Source organism: Burkholderia sp. PvR073, assembly GCF_054055695.1.
In genome coordinates, this window is record NZ_JBSRXO010000012.1 from 88,164 (window position 1) to 106,205 (window position 18,042).

26 protein-coding genes and 1 tRNA gene are annotated in these 18,042 nt (G+C 63.9%); 12 read left to right on the plus strand and 15 right to left on the minus strand.

What is annotated here, in order from left to right; all coding sequences use genetic code 11:
- Nucleotides 1-17 precede the first annotated feature (17 nt).
- From ACVK00_RS28345 to ACVK00_RS28355, 3 genes are read right to left on the minus strand one after another with little or no spacing between them, the layout of a single operon-like run.
- Entirely contained in the window at nt 18-488 is a 471-nt protein-coding gene (locus tag ACVK00_RS28345) for an OB-fold protein (RefSeq protein ID WP_354122905.1), read from the minus strand.
- A gap of 52 nt (nt 489-540) precedes the next feature.
- Nucleotides 541-1,311 (minus strand): alpha/beta hydrolase, encoded by a 771-nt coding sequence (locus ACVK00_RS28350; RefSeq protein WP_354122904.1) that lies wholly within the window; start codon nt 1,309-1,311, stop codon nt 541-543.
- 53 nt (nt 1,312-1,364) lie between these two features.
- The gene (locus ACVK00_RS28355; protein ID WP_006757083.1) at nt 1,365-1,823 is read right to left on the minus strand and encodes a helix-turn-helix domain-containing protein; all 459 of its coding nucleotides are present in this window, start codon (nt 1,821-1,823) and stop codon (nt 1,365-1,367) included.
- Between the two features lie 83 nt (nt 1,824-1,906).
- On the opposite strand from ACVK00_RS28355, the gene ACVK00_RS28360 reads away from it, so the two are divergent.
- The 11 genes from ACVK00_RS28360 (at nt 1,907) to ACVK00_RS28410 (ending at nt 8,785) form a co-directional block, all read left to right on the plus strand.
- Nucleotides 1,907-2,143 carry a hypothetical protein gene (locus ACVK00_RS28360; RefSeq protein ID WP_081472749.1) on the plus strand — a complete coding sequence of 79 codons (237 nt, stop codon included), beginning with the start codon at nt 1,907-1,909 and terminating at the stop codon, nt 2,141-2,143.
- A gap of 3 nt (nt 2,144-2,146) precedes the next feature.
- Nucleotides 2,147-2,425 (plus strand): hypothetical protein, encoded by a 279-nt coding sequence (locus tag ACVK00_RS28365; protein ID WP_006757082.1) that lies wholly within the window; start codon nt 2,147-2,149, stop codon nt 2,423-2,425.
- 11 nt (nt 2,426-2,436) lie between these two features.
- Complete coding sequence (locus ACVK00_RS28370) at nt 2,437-2,685, plus strand: ogr/Delta-like zinc finger family protein (protein ID WP_354122903.1); 249 nt, start codon at nt 2,437-2,439, stop codon at nt 2,683-2,685.
- Nucleotides 2,686-2,772: 87 nt separating this feature from the next.
- Nucleotides 2,773-2,967, plus strand: a complete 195-nt coding sequence (locus ACVK00_RS28375; protein WP_006757080.1) for a hypothetical protein — start codon at nt 2,773-2,775, stop codon at nt 2,965-2,967.
- 4 nt (nt 2,968-2,971) lie between these two features.
- A complete protein-coding gene (locus ACVK00_RS28380) occupies nt 2,972-3,166 on the plus strand; it encodes a hypothetical protein (RefSeq protein WP_175977941.1) in 195 nt (64 codons plus the stop codon).
- Between the two features lie 43 nt (nt 3,167-3,209).
- Complete coding sequence (locus ACVK00_RS28385) at nt 3,210-3,404, plus strand: hypothetical protein (RefSeq protein ID WP_354122902.1); 195 nt, start codon at nt 3,210-3,212, stop codon at nt 3,402-3,404.
- Nucleotides 3,405-3,408: 4 nt separating this feature from the next.
- On the plus strand, nt 3,409-3,771 hold the full coding sequence (locus ACVK00_RS28390) for a hypothetical protein (RefSeq protein ID WP_017424051.1): 363 nt from the start codon (nt 3,409-3,411) through the stop codon (nt 3,769-3,771).
- Complete coding sequence (locus tag ACVK00_RS28395; protein WP_354122901.1) at nt 3,768-4,013, plus strand: hypothetical protein; 246 nt, start codon at nt 3,768-3,770, stop codon at nt 4,011-4,013. Before ACVK00_RS28390 ends, ACVK00_RS28395 begins: the two co-directional genes overlap by 4 nt.
- A gap of 2 nt (nt 4,014-4,015) precedes the next feature.
- The gene (locus ACVK00_RS28400; RefSeq protein WP_354122900.1) at nt 4,016-6,811 is read left to right on the plus strand and encodes a toprim domain-containing protein; all 2,796 of its coding nucleotides are present in this window, start codon (nt 4,016-4,018) and stop codon (nt 6,809-6,811) included.
- Nucleotides 6,812-7,460: 649 nt separating this feature from the next.
- Nucleotides 7,461-7,757: a DUF4224 domain-containing protein gene (locus ACVK00_RS28405; protein ID WP_232515145.1), complete on the plus strand. Its 297-nt coding sequence runs from the start codon at nt 7,461-7,463 to the stop codon at nt 7,755-7,757.
- Nucleotides 7,757-8,785, plus strand: a complete 1,029-nt coding sequence (locus ACVK00_RS28410; RefSeq protein WP_354122899.1) for a tyrosine-type recombinase/integrase — start codon at nt 7,757-7,759, stop codon at nt 8,783-8,785. Before ACVK00_RS28405 ends, ACVK00_RS28410 begins: the two co-directional genes overlap by 1 nt.
- Nucleotides 8,786-8,861: 76 nt before the next feature.
- Here ACVK00_RS28410 and ACVK00_RS28415 read toward each other — a convergent pair.
- The 7 genes from ACVK00_RS28415 to ACVK00_RS28445 form a co-directional block, all read right to left on the minus strand.
- Nucleotides 8,862-8,937 (minus strand) — tRNA-Thr (locus ACVK00_RS28415).
- 19 nt (nt 8,938-8,956) lie between these two features.
- On the minus strand, nt 8,957-9,478 hold the full coding sequence (locus ACVK00_RS28420) for a ClpXP protease specificity-enhancing factor (protein WP_284888487.1): 522 nt from the start codon (nt 9,476-9,478) through the stop codon (nt 8,957-8,959).
- 71 nt (nt 9,479-9,549) lie between these two features.
- Nucleotides 9,550-10,161, minus strand: a complete 612-nt coding sequence (locus ACVK00_RS28425; protein WP_006400565.1) for a glutathione S-transferase N-terminal domain-containing protein — start codon at nt 10,159-10,161, stop codon at nt 9,550-9,552.
- Nucleotides 10,162-10,255: 94 nt separating this feature from the next.
- On the minus strand, nt 10,256-11,014 hold the full coding sequence (locus ACVK00_RS28430) for a cytochrome c1 (protein ID WP_166722059.1): 759 nt from the start codon (nt 11,012-11,014) through the stop codon (nt 10,256-10,258).
- 21 nt (nt 11,015-11,035) lie between these two features.
- Nucleotides 11,036-12,418 (minus strand): cytochrome b, encoded by a 1,383-nt coding sequence (locus ACVK00_RS28435; RefSeq protein ID WP_284888486.1) that lies wholly within the window; start codon nt 12,416-12,418, stop codon nt 11,036-11,038.
- Nucleotides 12,418-13,038, minus strand: a complete 621-nt coding sequence (gene petA, locus ACVK00_RS28440; RefSeq protein ID WP_175758682.1) for a ubiquinol-cytochrome c reductase iron-sulfur subunit — start codon at nt 13,036-13,038, stop codon at nt 12,418-12,420. The genes ACVK00_RS28435 and petA overlap by 1 nt, the downstream gene beginning before the upstream one ends.
- 218 nt (nt 13,039-13,256) lie before the next feature.
- Nucleotides 13,257-14,003: a Nif3-like dinuclear metal center hexameric protein gene (locus ACVK00_RS28445; protein WP_166722061.1), complete on the minus strand. Its 747-nt coding sequence runs from the start codon at nt 14,001-14,003 to the stop codon at nt 13,257-13,259.
- A 21-nt stretch (nt 14,004-14,024) separates the two neighbouring features.
- Between ACVK00_RS28445 and ACVK00_RS28450 the strand changes: the two genes are divergently transcribed.
- Nucleotides 14,025-15,230, plus strand: coding sequence for a Do family serine endopeptidase (locus ACVK00_RS28450; RefSeq protein ID WP_166722062.1), 1,206 nt, complete (start codon nt 14,025-14,027; stop codon nt 15,228-15,230).
- 264 nt (nt 15,231-15,494) lie between these two features.
- Here the strand turns inward: ACVK00_RS28450 and tatC are convergent, their stop codons facing one another.
- From tatC to ACVK00_RS28475, 5 genes are all read right to left on the minus strand, one after another.
- Nucleotides 15,495-16,280, minus strand: a complete 786-nt coding sequence (gene tatC / locus ACVK00_RS28455; RefSeq protein WP_006751793.1) for a twin-arginine translocase subunit TatC — start codon at nt 16,278-16,280, stop codon at nt 15,495-15,497.
- A gap of 41 nt (nt 16,281-16,321) precedes the next feature.
- Nucleotides 16,322-16,852: a Sec-independent protein translocase protein TatB gene (gene tatB / locus ACVK00_RS28460; protein ID WP_284888485.1), complete on the minus strand. Its 531-nt coding sequence runs from the start codon at nt 16,850-16,852 to the stop codon at nt 16,322-16,324.
- A gap of 26 nt (nt 16,853-16,878) precedes the next feature.
- Nucleotides 16,879-17,109, minus strand: a complete 231-nt coding sequence (gene tatA / locus ACVK00_RS28465) for a Sec-independent protein translocase subunit TatA (protein WP_166722064.1) — start codon at nt 17,107-17,109, stop codon at nt 16,879-16,881.
- Between the two features lie 93 nt (nt 17,110-17,202).
- On the minus strand, nt 17,203-17,568 hold the full coding sequence (locus tag ACVK00_RS28470) for a histidine triad nucleotide-binding protein (RefSeq protein ID WP_166722065.1): 366 nt from the start codon (nt 17,566-17,568) through the stop codon (nt 17,203-17,205).
- Between the two features lie 30 nt (nt 17,569-17,598).
- Nucleotides 17,599-17,991: a DUF4870 family protein gene (locus ACVK00_RS28475; protein ID WP_166722066.1), complete on the minus strand. Its 393-nt coding sequence runs from the start codon at nt 17,989-17,991 to the stop codon at nt 17,599-17,601.
- Nucleotides 17,992-18,042 lie beyond the last annotated feature (51 nt).

The following is an 18,042-nucleotide window of genomic DNA, read 5'->3' on the forward strand; positions in this document are numbered from 1 at the left end:
CACTCGTGCATTGACCGTTATGCCGGCGTGCAATCGCGCAGCATCGGGCTACCGATCAAACGGCCATCGCCTTCGCACGTCCACGTGACCTTTTTGCCCTTTTCGAGCGACGCCGCAAGCGCTTCGTGTTCTTTGCTCAGGTACGCGTTGACAGGCATGAATTCGTTGCTGGATCGCAGCTTCACCACGATATTGTCGAACGCATCCTTGTCGATACTCTGAATCGTTCCGCTCACCGACAGGGCCTTGCCCTTGTATTTTTGGTCTGCGGCTACTTCGTTTTTCTCGTACGCAGCAAAAAGCGCCCCGGCGGTCACACTGACTTTCTCAATCGGCTTGGAAGCCTCGCTTTCCGACTTCGTCGTGGTCGTTGAATTCGACGCGGTCGATGTTCCTGTTCCGGGCTTTTCGCCGAAAATGGTTCCCACAATCCCGATAGCAAAAACGACACCGACGACGATGCCAAGCACTTTGAGCAGTTTCTTCATAGGTCCCTCGGATAGGTAGCGCGTTGCGCCTGTTGGAAATTGGTATAGGAAGTCAGCGACGAGCCGCGTCGGCTTTCTGCCATGCTGCGGCGCCATTGACGGCGACACACTGCCGGCGAACACCGGCCTGCATGACAACACTACCTGGCGAATAGCGATCGCCGCGGTACTCGCAATGATGTGGCTGCTCTGTTGCCTGTGCTTGAGCGGGTACGTCAGAGCCGTGTGTTGCAACATACAGCATCGCAGCAACGGCCCCCGCGGCAGTCACCACGACCACCACCGTAAGCCACGATAATCGGTTCCTCTGTTGATGGACCGGTGCGGGCGCGGGCACCGGTGCTGGTGCAGGCATCGGTGACGGGAATACCGTTACGGGTGTCGTCGCTGTACCGGCCGGCAGTACCGGTCGATCAGCCGGCAACTCGCGCGGCGCCACCAGCTGCGCCGCTGCGGGTTCCGGCTCTTTGGCTTCCGGTTGCGCTGGCGCGCCTGGTGCCTGCCCGAGCGTGCCGTTTCGAATCCAGCCATCGAGGTACTTGATCGCACGCTCGTACACGTTGCGCGGCATTTCGTCCATTCTCTCGAAGTCGAACACCGTCATGAGCCGGCGGTACACCATCAACTTATCGGTGCCGGTCTTCGCCTGTATCTCGAACGCTTTGCGTGCGATGGCGTTGCGCTGCCTGTCGCTGATGAATTTCGTCACAACCGGCTTCGATTCACCGCCGTGGAAATGCACATTGACGTTTGTCTGCGCGCTATTGCTCTTCACATCCCCGCCAGCAACTTGCCCGACGTCACCGCTGAACTTCTGATTCATTGACTTCTTCTTCTCCCACGGCTGGCCCTGCCGTTTAGTGCTTTTCGCTACAGTCAACTCTCTCGCTTCTTCTTCCGCCCTGCGCCACTCATGTTGATTGAGAAGGGGCCTGTCACATCACCAGTGACGTGCTGCCCGACGCTAGCGCCCTGAAAATTCTGATGAACCGTCGTGGCCTTCTTGGCAGAGGGTGCGGCGGTGACCGGCTGCGTCATCCCCCCGATCATGCCCAGCACGCCGGCGCGCCCCTGCGCGTCGAGCGAGCGGTATCCCGCCAACAAGACATGTTCGTCCGCCGATAGCTCCAACGTGCTGTGTTGCCCTGTCAGGACATAGAGCACGTCAACCCCAGCTTGTGCTACGGCAGACAAATACCCCCAATCAGGCGAACGATCGCCGCTCTCGTAGCGGCTTTGGGCGACGTTGGTCGTCCCTGCTCGGTCGGCAAGCTCGGCCTGTTTAAGGCCGAGCCGCTTCCGTTCCGCTTTTAAACGCTCACCAAAAATTTCCATACGGGCAAGTTTTCCGTTGCAATTTGCCAAATTGGCAATTACACTTAGCTTGTGCAAGGTTAACGAAGGGAAAGTATACCGCCATGCTTCGCAAGAAAGCTCCCATCACACGCTCGCCGCGCGGCGTCCTATCCAGCAAGCCTGTCTACATGCGGCTTATGCCGGATGAACGCCGTGCGCTAGAAGAGCTGTCCACGTTTCTGAACCGGTCGACGTCGAGCGTCGCCCGTCTCATCTACCTCGAGGGCGTTGAACGGTACCGCGCCAAAGTTACCGGCTCCACGGCTCAACCGCACTCAACCTCTTTTGCCAGGCGTTGAGTCATGCAACCACCCGCCCTAATCGAACCCGCGTTGCGCCATGCGCTGCATGGTCCTAAACGTCATGAAGTACAAACAGCGCTCGGATGGGACGACTCCGAAGTCAGCCGTTTTTTGAGCGGCGGCAAGGGCATCGTCATCGACAAGATTGACACGCTAGTTGCCGCCGTTGGCTTCGTTTGTGTGACCCGCAAATATCTCGACGCTGTCGCGACCTTGGGTGAAGTCGGCATGTTCTGCCAATGCGCGCGCCAAGGTCGCGGCGAATGCAGCCGTCCGTAGGAGCATCCCGAATGAAATTGAAGTGTCACCACTGCGGCAGCCGCGCCGTCATTCGAACCAGCCGCACGCTGTCCGCTCTCGTTCGCGAGGCGTACTGCCAGTGCACCAACATCGAATGCGCGACGACCTACAAGATTCACGTCGCGACCGTCCACACGATCGCGCCGAGCCTCAACCCGAATCCGCACGTGTACGTGCCGGTCGGCAAGGTTGATCGGCTCCCGACCGATTCGCGACAGCTCCCGCTGCTCGACGCCTAAGCCCTAACCCGCTTTTCGCTGAACACCCATCGCGCCCGCTCTGCGGGCGTGAGGGACTCCTTTTGCCTGAAATTTCTTGGAGGCCGTATGCAAACGCTGATCCCCGCACCGATCGCCGCACTCGCCCAATCGCTGTCCTACGACGAGCGCGTCGCCTACCTCACGAAGATCTCCGCTGCCGACGTACGCGCCGATGTGTTCGTCGCGTACGCCCGTGCCTTGGGCTTCGTCGTGTCGTGGGACCTAGCGCGCGGCACGCCGGTGCTCGACTGGATGCACTGACGCGATGCGCGCGCCCCTCACCGAACTCGACCTGCGCGCGATGTGGCGCCGCCTGCGCATGGTCGGGAATTTCGATGCCCTATGTCCGGCCGCCCGCCACGCCTTCGAATGTACGGCGAACGTATGGCGCGATCGAGAACCCGCGCCCGAGTTGCCGGCCATCGACGGGAAGCGCCGCGCCGCGAACGACTTCGACTGATCCTTCCGCGCCGGCCGCCGGTGCACTCACCTGGAACCACACCATGAAGCCCTACGTTTTCAGCATCGGCGTGCTGCTGATGCTTTCCCTTTCCCTGACCGGCGTCTACTACCTAGCCGCCGACGTGCTGCGCCTGTTCGACATTCGGCTCGCCCGGCCGATCGCTTTTGTGATCGGCGTCGTCGCAATGATCGCCTTGGTCGCGGCACTGGCCTGGGCCGTTCCGCCGCGGGGCTGACACGATGACGAACGAGCCCACCATTCGTTACGAGCTGCTGACTTCGGCCGGCCTGCGCACTGTCGCAGGCGATCACGTCGCTATCCCGAACGACGCCGGCGCCACGTTCGGCATTCACACCGAGTCGCACCTGCACGACGGCCACCCCGAAAAGTGCGTCGTCACGCACCTGATATCGGGCATCCGCATCGGCCACGGCGCGACGCGTACCGCAGCCCTCGCGAACGCGACGTCGAATCTCGAACGCAACCGCAAGCGCCTGCGCACCATGCTAGACCAGGCGATCACCTCGCGCTACGAGCTGCAGCACGCCGTTCAACGCCTGCAACAGAACCATCACGACATCCTCGGAGGCGCAGCAGCATGACGCACACCACCCCTCACGACGCCGCACTCGCGGCCTCCATCGCGGCGGCCGCCGACGCGCTTCGCTTCGACCATGAACCCGGCGGCCTGCAGCGCGTCGCGGTGCTCGCGCTGTTTGTCAGCGTTCTTGGCGATCGCCTGGCGCTTGCCTTCCCGGCTTCGGCCGGAGCGCTGCGCGCGCTCGTCGACAGCCCCTCGACACCCGGCAACCCTGCCGCCCTCTCCCTGCACCAACAGCAATAACAATGGCCTCGATTGACGAACTGAAACAACGCATCGACCTGCACGACCTCGCGGATCGCCTCGGCTTGAAGCGTGGTCGCGGCGGTGACCGCGCGCTGTACCACTCGCCGCAGCACGACGACAAGAGCCCGTCCCTGTCGATCTACGTGAACCACCCGAAGCACGGCACCGGCTGGCGCGACCATAGCGCCGACGTCGGCGGCTCGTGTATCGACCTGGTCATTCACACGCGCGGCGGCACGGTCGCCGATGCGGTGCGCTACCTGCACGACGCGTACGGCATCCCGCTCGACCGCCAGGCGCCGGCCGAGCGCCGCGAGAAAACGACCGTCGAGTACATCGCCGATCGGTGCTTCGCCGAGCGCGACCAGGTGCGCGATTACCTCGTCGGCCGTGGCATTTCCGTCACGGCGATCGACGCAGCGATCGCCGCGCGTTCGCTCGGCTTCAACACGTGGACCAGCTCGAAGGTCGCGGCCGGCGAAGTGGGTCACGCCGGCCCGGCCGCCGCGTTCATCGTGCGCGTACCGGGCGACGGCCGCGTCGTCGCCGTCGACATGCGCTATGTCGATCCGGCGCTGAACGGCGGAGTCAAGACGCAGACCCAGGGCGACAAGGCCGGCTACGGCTGGACCGCCGATCCCCGCCGGCTCGACAAGGCGAAGCGCGTGTTCATCGTCGAAAGCGCGATCAACGCGCTGTCGATCGACACCTGCGCGATGCCTGGCGCCGCCGCCCTGGCGCTTCGCGGCCTGGCGAACGTCGGCGGCATCGACTTCGCGTTCCTGCGCGGCAAACAGGTCGTGATCTGCCTGGACAACGACGAGCCGTTCGCGGACGGCCACCCGCGTGCCGGCCGCCGGCCTGGGCCGGAAGCTGCCTGGGCGCTCTACGAACGGCTCACGGCGCTGAACATCAGCGCCGTGCTCGTCGACCAGGCGAATTGGTTCGCCGACCTCGCGGACGGCGAGAAGGCCGTCAAGCCGATCAACGACGTGAACGACTACCTGCAACTGCGCGGCCCGGCCGATCTGCAGCGCGCACTCGACCAGCTCGAGCCGTGGCTCATCGCCGGCCTCGCCGGCGACGCCACGCGTCGCGGCCGGCCGCGGATCTTCCTGCCATCGCACGACTTCGCGCAGTACTGGCGTTTCCGCGTCCGGCCGGACTTCACCAGCTACATCACGAAGATGGACAAGAACGAGGAAAGCGGCGTCGAAACGCCCGTCATGACGGACCTGTGCGGCTTCCGCATTGCCGGCATCAGCCGCGTGTCCGTGGCGAGCGCGACGTCGACGATGACGGGCGACGCCGACCAGGCGCCCACTGTCTATTTCGCCGTGTCAGTGCAGGCGCCGCGCCACGGCGCGCAGCTCGTGCGCCGCGTCATGCTCGACGACCAGCTGCACAACGTCGACCAGTGGGGCAAGTTCGGCCCGATCTGGGCGCCGGCGCCGTTCAAGCGCATGGTCAACATCCTGGAGCGCGGCGCCGACCTGGGCGCGCGCCAGGCGGCGAACTTTGTCGGGCTCGCATGGCGCGACGGCCGCCTGATCGTCAACGAGGGACCGGACTGCTATTTCACCGAAGCCGACAAGCAGTGTCCGTATCACAACCTGACCTTCCCGACCGGCCCGGCCAGCGACGCGCGCCGCGTCATCACCGCGTACCAGGCGACGTTCAAGCAGAACGCCGCGACGATCCCGCTCGTGTGGGCGCTCGGCGGCCACCTGAAGGCGCTGCTCGGCTTCTGGCCGCACATCACGATCCAGGCGAACAAGGGCGCGGGTAAGTCGACGCTCATCAAGCGCCTCGAGCGCTCACTCGCGTTCACGATGTTTTCCGGGCAGTCGCTGCAGACCGAGTTCCGCCTGTTGACCAGCATCAGCCACACGAGCCACCCGGTCGGATGGGAAGAGCTGTCCGCGCGTCGGCAGGACGTGATCGACAAGGCGGTCGGCTTGCTGCAGGAGAACTACCAGTACACCGTGACACGTCGCGGCACCGACATGACGGAATACCTGTTGTGCGCGCCCGTGATGCTGGCCGGCGAAGACGTGCCCGTGCGCAGCCTGCTCGGCAAGCTGGTGCGCACGACGCTGACCGGCAAGCGCGGCCCGCTGATGCCCGACGACCTGCCGCGCTTCCCGGTTCGCCAGTGGCTCGAATTCCTCGCCCGCCTGGACAAGCGCGCCGTGTCCGACCAGTACGCGACGCTGCGCGACAAGGCGCTGGCCAACTGCCGCGCGAGCGGCGAGGACGACGGCGCGAAGCGGATGGCCGGCAACTATGCGGCCGTCGCGCTCGCCTGGCGCTACCTGTGCGAGTTCGCCGGCATGGACCCGAGCGAAGGAGACTTCCCGCGCGACCTGCTCGCCGAAATGAACGGTCACATCGCCGAGACGAGCGCCGATCGCGAGCCGTGGGTCTGGATCATGGAAACCGTGCTGTCGGAGATCGACGGCGGCAACTACAAGCACCCGTACACGTTCGACATGGTCGACGGCGAGTTCTGCCTGCTGATGCGCACGGGCCACGTGATGGACCACATCGCCCACACGAGCGCGCTGCGCGACAAATGGAACGGCCTACCGGTGAAATCCGACCGCGTGTTCAAGGCGCAGCTCAAGCACGCCGGCGTCGTCGTCGGCGAGAAGGAAGTCGAGCGTCGCATCTACACGCGCCGCGTGCCGTACCTCACGCCGATTTCGCTCGAACGCCTGGCCGGCTTCGGTCTGCACGTATCCGTCCGCGAAGACCTGGCCACCGACGCGACCGAGCAGCGGGGTCGAGCATGACTCGCTCTCAGCCGATGCGGCCGCCGTGCGGCCGTACCCCTTCCCTCATTCTTTCCGGCCGCGTAGCGGCCCTGTATTCGGGTTTCCGGTGCGTGCGTCGATGCGCGCAGCGATCGGCGCACGTCGTCACGCGGCCGCCGTGCTGTCCGGTTCCCCCCGTACCCCCCGCAAGCCGAAACGGCCGAGCAACTACGCGGGCCTTGAGGGAGAGGGGGCGCGCGGGCCGGTTTTTCCACAGGGAACGGGCAGGCAGCGCACGCGAATCGTGGTTTTCGGGGCTGTCCGCTCGTAAGTCTTTGATTGTTGAGAAGAGTGCCACCATGAATCGCATTGGAATTGCCACTAGTCGGGGCGTTTTTGCCACTAGTCCGGTTTTTGCGCCGACCGCCGCCGTCCCTTTTTCTCTTCTCTCTAATTCATTGAAAAAGAAGAAGAAAGAATACGTAGAAGGGGCGGAAATTGACCGCAAAGCCATGCCACGAGTCGCGCGCGTTTTGCCACGAGTCGCGGGCGCTGCCTATTTTTTAGGCCACGAGTCGGAAGGGGGTGCCACGGGTTTTTCATGGCAACTAGTGGCACACACAACCATTACGAATCAACGACTTACCGTCGATATCCGCGTTAGCCACGAGTCCACTAGTTGTTCTGCGTGTCCCCTCTTTACGCGTTGAAAATCACCATGCAAGAATATTCACGTCGCGGCTCGCAGCGCGGCACCGGCGCGTACCTCGGCCGACAAGAACTGCGCGAACTGACCGGCACGCCGCAACGCGCGCGCCAAATCCTGTGGCTCGCTCGGCAGGGTTGGCCGCATGTCGTCGACGTGCACGGCCGCGTGTTGGTCGCACGCGCTTACCACGACAAGCAAATGGGAATCATCGAATCCAAACAAGCGCGCACACCGCAGCCCGCCGGTCTCACGTCGCTGAATCTCGGCGCAGTGTGATGGCGGGCAAGGCACAAACTCCAGGTGCGATCCCGCGCTTCCGCTCGCGCAAGAACGCGGACGGCTCGCTGCGTTATTACTACGATCACGGCGAGGTGGACGGGCGGCGCATTCTCGAGCCGCTCGGCACCGATCGCGTCGTCGCACTTCAACGTTGGGCCGAGTTAGAAGGCGCCCGCGCGCCGTCGTCGGAAACGACACGGCACACGTTCGCCATGCTCGAGCAGGCCTACCGCATACGCGAGCTGCCGCAGAAGTCTGCGGCGACGCAACGCATGTACGACCTGTTCCTCTCCAGGCTCGCGGCCGTCATCGGCGCTCGGGAGCTCGACACGCTCACGCCGGCCGACGTCGCCACAATCTGGCGCGCGACGGCAGAGAAGCGCGGTGTCGTAACGGCGAACCGCACGAAGGCCGTGCTGTCGCTGGTCCTGAACTGCGGGCGGCTGTGGGGCATGATGACGATCGCGAACCCGTGCGCCGGCGTGCGCGGGAAGAAGGAGACCGGGCGCCAAGACATCCTCATCGATGACGAGCTATATGCAGCCGTCTACACGGTGGCCGACCAGCCGCTACGCAACGCGATGGATCTGGCCGATCTCTGCGCACAACGCCCTTCGGACGTCCTGCGCGTGCAGCGCTCCAACATCGTGCGCGGCAACCTCATCTTCCGTACGCAGAAGACGGGCGCATTCGTTACGGTGCAAATCACGGGCGATCTCGCGGCACTGATCGAACGCCTGCTGGCCTGGCGTGGTTCGAAGGTCGACGTCTCTCCCTACCTGCTGCGCGACGAGGAAGGCTATCCACTCACGAAGGGCAAGCTGCGGTCGCGCTTCGACAAGGCACGCGAGCGGGCCGGTATCGAAAAGGCGAAGTTTCAGTTCCGCGATCTCCGCGCGCGCGGCGTGACCCACAAGACGATCGATGAAGGATTGGAGGCCGGACAACGCCTGGCGGGTCACAGCGGACCGGGCATGACGGCGCGTTATGTGCGAGGCGCACGGCCGGTTAAACCGTCTCGCTGACGCGCATTGGAAACGTGAGGGGGGTATTGGAAACGCGAAGGGGCTACGCAAACATCGCGTAACCCCTTGTCAGATATGGTGCCGGCTGCAGGACTCGAACCCGCCACCTGATGATTACAAATCAACTGCTCTACCAGATGAGCTAAGCCGGCGTAAGCGCGAGATTCTACCTCATTTCACGATCTTGAGGCGAGGTCTGCTGCTGCCTTTCGAGCCGTCGCCGTCGGTTTTCGGCGGTTCGTCGGCGCCTTCGGACGGCTCCTCGTTCGCGCCGACATCGACGACAGGCGTCAATACGGCAGGCGACTCGTCACGCGACGCCTCATCGGCCTGCGCGGCATCGTCTTCGAATGCACCCGAATCCTCGCCCTCACCCGCCACCGCGTCGACCTGGAACGCCATCCCTTGCCCGTTCTCCCGCGCGTAGATCGCGAGCACGTTGGCCACCGGAATCTCGATCTTGTGCGCCTTCCCGGAGAACCGGGCGGTGAACTCGATCCACTCGTTACCCATCTGCAGCTGGCTCGTCGCCTCGAAGCTGATGTTGAGCACGATCTCGCCGTCACGCACGAACTGACGCGGCACGCGCGTCGAGTTGTCGACCCTCACCGCGATATGCGGCGTGTAACCGTTATCGGTGCACCACTCGTACAGCGCGCGCAGCAGATATGGCTTCGTTGAAATCTCTTGCATCACAATCCTCGAACCCGGAGCGGGCACGCGGCACGCCGCGCCGCCCGCTCCGTCATGCCTTCATTGCATCATCAACGACGCATGACCTTTTCGGACGGCGTCAGTGCTTCGATATAGGCCGGGCGGCTGAAGATCCGCTCGGCATACTTCATCAGCGGCGCGGCGTTCTTCGACAGCTCGATGCCGTAGTGATCCAGACGCCACAGAAGCGGCGCGATCGCGACGTCGAGCATCGAGAACTCCTCGCCGAGCATGTACTTGTTCTTCACGAAGATCGGCGCGAGCTGCGTCAGGCGATCGCGGATCGCGAGGCGTGCCTTCTCGTGATTCTTCTCCGCTGCCTTGCCCTTCTCGTTCTCGAGCGTGCTGACGTGAACGAACAGCTCCTTCTCGAAGTTGAGCAGGAACAGGCGTGCACGTGCGCGCTGCACCGGGTCGGCCGGCATCAGTTGCGGGTGCGGGAAGCGCTCGTCGATGTATTCGTTGATGATGTTCGATTCGTACAGAATCAGGTCGCGCTCGACCAGAATCGGCACCTGACCGTACGGGTTCATCACCGAGATGTCTTCCGGCTTGTTGAACAGGTCGACGTCACGGATCTCGAAATCCATGCCCTTCTCGAACAGCACCAGCCGGCAACGCTGGGAGAACGGGCAAGTTGTGCCGGAATACAGAACCATCATATTTGCGTTTCCTCAAAAAAGCCGAGGGCCGGCACGCGGCGCAACCCCTTTCACGGGTTCCGCCTTGCGCCGGCCCCACGCCGGTCAGGCGTGTTTACTTGATATCTTTCCAGTAGGCGGCATTGAGCCGCCAGGCCAGGAAAGTCAGGACACCGAGAAAGACCAGCACCCACACGCCGAGGCGTTTGCGGGTCTGCTGGGCCGGCTCGGACATCCATGTCATATAGGCCACCAGGTCGGCCACCGCAGCGTCATAGTCCGGCGACGACAACGTCCCCGGCGTGACCTGCTGGAAGCCGACGAGCGTGTGGGCCTTCTCGCCCGTCTCCTCGTCCGTCTTGTCTTCGAATTTGGCAGTGCGCTGCCCCTGCAGTTGCCACAATACATGGGGCATGCCGACGTTCTCGAACACCGCGTTGTTCCAGCCGGTCGGCCGCGTATCGTCGCGGTAGAAACTCCGCAGATACGTGTACAGCCAGTCGCGGCTGCGCGCCCGCTCCTCGACCGACAGGTCGGGTGGCATGGTGCCGAGCCAGTTCTTCGCGTCTTCGGGCCGCATCGCGACGGACATCGTGTTCCCGACCTTGTCGGTCGTGAACAGGAGATTCGTTTCGATCTCCTTCTGGGATATGCCCAGATCCGTCAGACGGTTGTAGCGCATCAGGTTCGCGCTGTGGCAGTTCAGGCAATAGTTTACAAACAGTTGCGCGCCGTGCTGAAGCGAAACGAGATTTTCCGTGTTATCGGGCGCCCGGTCGAGCGGAAAATTACCTTCCGCGCGCACGGCCGGCGCCGCCAGCAGCGCAACGGCCGTCGCCCCGATCAGCGCGAGCGTCGAAAGCAGTTTCTTCATGTCGTTCTCTCCTCGCTCACGTTAATGGGGCTTGAAGCGCACCCGCTCCGGCGGCTGCTTGAACGTGCCAAGCGGCGTCCAGACGGGCATGCCGAGGAAGAACGCGAAGTAGATCAGCGCGCAACCCTGCGCAATCAGCGTCGCGACCGGCGATGGCGGCCGTGTGCCGAGGAACGCGAGGGTCAGGAACGCCACGACGAAGATCCCGAGGAACACCTTGTGGAACAGCGGCCGGTAGCGGATCGACTTCACCGGGCTGCGGTCGAGCCACGGCAGGAAGAACAGCGTGATCACCGCCGAGCCCATCACGACGACGCCCCAGAACTTCGACTCCGTCAGGAACATGAACACGATGATCGCCGCGGCCAGCACCGGCAGGCCGACCTTCCACTTGCCGCGCGCGCGGATCAGCGCGAGCACGCCGAGCAGCGCGATCACGATCATCAGCACGATCTTGAACGGGTCGGTGGTCGCGCGCAGCATCGCGTAGAACGCGGTGAAGTACCAGACCGGCGCGATCTCCGGCGGCGTCTGCAGCGGGTTCGCCGGGACGAAGTTGTTCGACTCGAGGAAGTAACCGCCCATCTCCGGCGAAAAGAACACGATCAGCGCGAACACCATCAGGAACACGCAGGCCCCGAAGAAGTCGTGCACCGAGTAGTACGGATGGAACGGGATGCCGTCGAGCGGAACACCGTTCGCGTCCTTCTTCGCCTTGATCTCGATGCCGTCCGGGTTATTTGACCCCACTTCGTGCAGCGCGACGAGGTGCGCGATCACGAGGCCGACCAGCACGAGCGGAATCGCGATCACGTGGAACGCGAAGAAGCGGTTCAGCGTGACATCGGACACGACGTAGTCGCCGCGAATCCACAGCGACAGGTCCGGGCCGACGAACGGGATCGCCGAGAACAGGTTCACGATCACCTGTGCACCCCAGAACGACATCTGGCCCCACGGCAGCAGGTAGCCGAAGAACGCCTCGGCCATCAGGCACAGGAAGATCGCGCAGCCGAAGATCCACACGAGCTCGCGCGGCTTGCGATACGACCCGTACATCAGCCCGCGGAACATGTGCAGGTACACGACGACGAAGAACATCGATGCACCGGTCGAGTGCATGTAGCGGATCAGCCAGCCCCACGGCACCTCGCGCATGATGTACTCGACCGACGCGAACGCGAGCGTCGAGTCGGGCTTGTAGTTCATCGTCAGGAAGATGCCCGTGACGATCTGGTTGACGAGCACCAGCAGCGCGAGGGAGCCGAAGAAGTACCAGAAGTTGAAGTTCTTCGGCGCGTAGTACTCGGAAACGTGCTTCTTCCAGGTGGACGTGAGCGGGAAGCGCTGGTCGATCCAGCCGGTGAGACCTGTCGTGGAGACTTCTTTGTTGTCGGCAGCCATCACGCTTCTCCTTTCTCGTCCTTGCCGATCACGAGGGTCGTCGCCGACGTGAACATGTAGGGCGGGATGTCGAGATTCTGAGGCGCCGGCTTGTTCTTGAACACGCGACCGGCGAGGTCGTAGGTCGAACCGTGGCACGGGCACAGGAAACCGCCCGGCCAGTCGTCCGGCAGGTTCGGCTGCGGACCCGGCGTGAAGCGTTGGCTAGGCGTGCAGCCGAGGTGCGTACAGACGGCCATCACGACGAGAATGTTCTTGCGATCGGTCCGCGCGCGATATTCGTTCGCGCAATACGCGGGCAACGGCATCGAATACGGAGATTTCGTGGTCGGATCGGCCACTTCCTTGTCGGCCTTGACCACATCGGCCAGCATCGAATCGGTGCGATTCAGGATCCAGACGGGCTTGCCGCGCCACGGCACCGTGACCATCTCGCCGGGCTTCAGGCCGCTGATGTCGACCTCGACCGGCGCACCGGCCGCTTTCGCTCTCGCGGACGGCGCAAGCGACGCCGCGAAAGGTACAACGGTGGCGACACCTCCCACGCCACCTGCTACGGATGTCGCAATCAGCCAGGTACGGCGGCCGCTGTCGACGCGTTTCTCTTCCTTGTCTCGCATCACACGCCCCACTTCTGAGTTGGATTTTCCGTCACGACTTTCCATTCCGCCGCTAGTTTGCTCGAATGGAGTCGCCATTTACAAGGCCCGGAGATGAAAATCCCTTCGAAGTGGTTGATAGTTAAGGGTTTTCCCGCACTATCGGAGCAATTAAATCATTTCACTTTTAAGCATCCGCTACATTGTGAAATTTCGATGCGCTGCCGCAAATCCGTCGTTCAGACCGGATTATGAATATCGATAAAAAGGTGTTCGATATCGAATTCTTCGGACAAGTGGCGCCCCAGCGCCTGGATTCCGTAGCGTTCGGTGGCATGGTGCCCTGCCGCAACGAACGCGACGCCGCTCTCGGCGGCCGCGTGCGTGACGGATTCCGACACCTCGCCGGTCAGGAACACGTCGGCGCCGGCATCGATCGCGGCATCGAAGTAGCTTTGGGCGGCACCGGTGCACCACGCGATGCGGCGCAACTGCATGTCCGTATCGCCGAGCACAAGCGGCGTGCGGCCGAGCGTGCGCTCGACCTTCGCGACGAAGTGCTCGAGCGTGACGGGCATCGGCAGCGTCGCCATCCAGCCGAGGTCGCCGTCGCCGAAACGCTGATCGCCGATCAGCCCGAGCTTCTGGCCGAGCTGCGCGTTGTTGCCGAGCTCGGGGTGCGCGTCGAGCGGCAGGTGGAACGCGAACAGGTTCAGGTCGTTCGCGAGCAGCAGCTTCAGGCGCTGGTATTTGCGGCCCGTGATCTGCGGCGCCTCGTTGCGCCAGAAATAGCCGTGATGGACGAGCACCGCATCCGCCCCCCATTCGAGCGCGGCTTCGAGGAACGCGACCGACGCCGTCACGCCGGTGGCGATCTTCTCGATCTTGCGGCGCCCCTCGACCTGGAGGCCGTTCGGGCAATAGTCCTTGAAGCGCGCGGTTTCAAGGGTATTGTTCAAGTACAATTCAAGTTCGATCCGATCCATATAAACCTCTAATCCATTCAGATGCTTAGACGCTTCTGGCTGTTCTTCGCGCAGGCGGTGACCGTACTGCTCGCGCTGATGTTCATCGTCGTGACGCTCAAGCCGCAATGGCTGCAACGGCAAGGACAGCTCGGCAAGCAGCTCGCCACGCCGATCGTTGCGCTGCGGGAAGTGGCGCCGGGCATCGGCGGAGCGCCGGCGACCACGTCGTACGCGGAGGCCGCGCAAAAGGCGATGCCCGCCGTCGTCAACGTATTCTCCAGCAAGGACGGCTCGCTGCCGCCCGATCCACGGGCGAAGGATCCGCTGTTCCGCTACTTCTTCGGCGACCGCAACGCGCGCAAGCAGCAGGACGAACCCGCCGCCAACCTCGGCTCCGGCGTCATCGTGAGCCCTGAAGGTTACATTCTAACGAACCAGCACGTCGTGGACGGCGCCGACCAGATCGAAGTCGCGCTCGCCGACGGCCGCACGGCCACCGCGAAGGTGATCGGCAGCGATCCCGAAACCGATCTCGCCGTACTGAAGATCAACATGACGAACCTGCCGACGATCACGCTCGGCCGTTCCGACCAGTCGCGGGTCGGCGACGTCGTCCTCGCGATCGGCAACCCGTTCGGCGTCGGCCAGACGGTCACGATGGGGATCATCAGCGCGCTCGGCCGCAATCACCTCGGCATCAACACGTTCGAGAACTTCATCCAGACCGACGCGCCGATCAACCCCGGCAATTCGGGCGGCGCGCTGGTCGACGTGAACGGCAACCTGCTCGGCATCAACACGGCGATCTATTCGCGCTCGGGCGGCTCGCTCGGCATCGGCTTCGCGATCCCGGTGTCGACCGCGCGCACCGTGCTCGAAAGCATCATCACGACGGGCTCGGTCACGCGCGGCTGGATCGGCGTCGAGCCGCAAGACGTCACGCCGGAAATCGCCGAGTCGTTCGGGCTCCAGCAGAAGTCGGGCGCGATCGTCGCGGGCGTGTTGCAGGGCGGTCCGGCCGACAAGGCCGGCATCAAGCCGGGCGACATCCTCGTGAGCGTGAACGGCGACGAAATCACCGACACGACGAAGCTGCTGAACACCGTCGCGCAGATCAAGCCGGGCACGTCGACCAAGGTGCACGTCGTGCGCAAGGGCAAGGAGTTCGACCTGAACGTCGTGATCGGCAAGCGCCCGCCGCCGCCGAAGCAGGCGCTCGACGAACAGGACAGCGACAGCGAGTGACATCCGGCGGGCGGCGCGTCTGCGCCGCTTGCTGGCAGCTGGCGGAAACGAAAAACCCCCAAGGGCTGGAATGATGTCCAACGCTTGGGGGTCAACTCGATTCGGCTGCCCTTCCGCTTTGCAACGAAACGCTTTCGTCGCGGTGAAGCCGTGCTCTCGCCCTCACCGCCTGCCCTTCCGGCCACGCGCCCGGCTTCGATGTTGCTTGCCGAAAGGCCGCATCGACGGCGGCCAGCATGCCGGCCACCGCGCCCCGTTTCCTGCTCAACTGGCGGCGCCGTTCTCCGGCTCGGGTTCTTCCGTCGTTGGCTTCGGCACGAAGAACCGCGCGGCCAGCAGCCCGACCTCGAACAGCACGATGAGCGGCAGCGCGAGCATCAGCTGCGAGAACACGTCCGGCGGCGTGACGACCGCCGCGACGACGAACGCGCCGACGATCACGTACGGCCGCATTTCCTTCAGCTTCTTCAGCGTCAGCACGCCCATCCGCACGAGCAGCACGACGATGATCGGCACCTCGAACGTGACCCCGAATGCGATGAACATCCCGAGCACGAAGCTCAGGTAGTTGTCGATGTCGGTCGACATCTCCGCGCCGAGCGGCGCGTTGTAATGCGCCATCACGCGGAAGATCGTCGGGAACACGAGGAAGTACGCGAACGCCATCCCGCACAGGAACAGGAAGTAGCTGCTGCCGACGAGCGGCATGACGAGCTTCTTCTCGTGCTGGTACAGGCCCGGCGCGACGAACGCCCAGATCTGGTACAGCACGATCGGCAACGCGATCACGAGCGCGACGAGCATCGTGACCTTCATCGGCACGAAGAACGAGCCGGTGACGTCGGTCACGATCATCCTGCCGCCCTTCGGCAGGTTTTCCATCAGCGGCCGCGCGAGCAGCCGGAAGATGTCGGGCGCCCAGTACACGAGCCCGAGGAACACGACGATCACGGCCAGCCCCGCGCGAATGATGCGATCGCGAAGCTCGACGAGATGGGAAATGAAGGTTTCTTCCGGGGCGTCGCCCGGATTCTGCTGGGGGTCGCTCACACCGGCCCTCGGTAGGATTGACGAGCGAGCATGCGCTCGGCTCAGAGAAAGCGCGTCGGCCGGCGCAGGCTGGCCGGCTGGTGGCGCGCGACACGCGCGGCGCCCGACTGCACGTGCGTGCGGCGGGTCGTCGCGCGCTTGTACCAGACAGGCATCGCCGCCTGCTTCACACGCCAGTTGCGGCGCTTGCGCGAGAGCGCGGCCGTACTGCCGCGCCACGACGGCGCCGCAGGCGTGTCGGAGCCGTACGTGCCGGCATCGACCGAGCCTTCGTTAAGACCGCCGGCCGCGGAATGCCACGTGTCGTTCAGTTCCTTCTCGTGCTCGCGCAGGTTGTCGTGAATCGTCGTCTCGACATTGCGCGCGGCCGACTCGAAATCGGTCTTCATCGTCCGCAGCGCGTCGAGTTCGATTTCGCGCGAGACCTCGGACTTCACGTCGTTGATGTACCGCTGCGCGCGGCCGAACAATGCGCCTGCCGTGCGCGCGACGCGCGGCAGGCGCTCGGGGCCGAGCACCACGAGCGCGACGACGCCGATCAGCGCCATCTTCGAAAGACCGAGATCCAGCATCGCGTATGCCTGTCAGCTTGCCGGCGTTACGCCTTGTTCGAATCGGAACGCGTCGTTTCCTTCGCGTCGACGTCGACCGAGCCCGTGCGCGGCAGTTGCTGCGCATCGGCCGGTGTCTCGCCTTCCTTCATGCCGTCCTTGAAGCCCTTCACGGCGCTGCCGAGGTCGTTGCCGATGTTGCGCAGCTTCTTCGTACCGAAAACCAGCGCGACGATCAGCAGCACGATCAGCCAGTGCCAAATGCTCAATCCACCCATGATGAAACCTCTCCTCAACCATGCCGCGTGGCGGCGCAAATCGCCGGCGGCACGCCGGCTTCGACTATCGATGCGGGGAAACGCCCCGCTACGTCAACCCATCCGCAGCCACGGCCGCGGACCGGCCAGGATATGCGCGTGCAGGTGGTAGACCTCCTGCCCGCCGCCGGGGCCCGTGTTGATCACCGTGCGAAAACCGGTTTCGCCGCCCGTGTAGGCAACGCCGAGCTGGTCGGCCAGACGCGCGACGAGCAGCATCAGCCGGCCGAGCATCGGCGCATCGGCCTCGCTCGCCGCCGACAGCGTCGGCAGGTGCCGGCGCGGAATCACCAGTACGTGCGTCTCGGCCGCCGGGCGGATGTCGCGGAACGCGACGAATTCGTCGTCCTCGTGCACCTTCGCGCTCGGGATCTCGCCCGCCGCGATCTTGCAGAACAGGCAATTCGGATCGTGACTCATGTTGCTCCTGCGAAACGCCCCGCGCGCCGGTCAGAACCAGGCCTGCGGATCGAGCGTCTTGTTGTCGTTCAGGTACAGCCAACCCTTGATGATACGGTACAGCGTCCAGATCCACGTGACAAACATGATCGCGAATCCCACCACCACGAACATCAGCGCGAAGCCGATCACGTACGCGATCAGCGCGCGCCAGAACGTGCGGATCTGCCACTCGAAATGGTCGGCGTACGGCGTGCCGGCCACGTCGCCGCGCTTCACGTAGTTGATGATGATCGCGATGATGCCGGTTACGCCGCCCGTCAGCCAATGAATCGCGTAGAGGCCGTACAGCACGTGCGTCAGCGTGCGCAGGCCGTTCAGCCGCTCGGCGTCCGCTGCGCCCGGCACCGACGGCGTCGGAAACTCGCTCGGCGTATCGGTCATGATGCTACCCCCGTTAGATGACAATTCTTACAGCTTACCGCACTGTTGCCG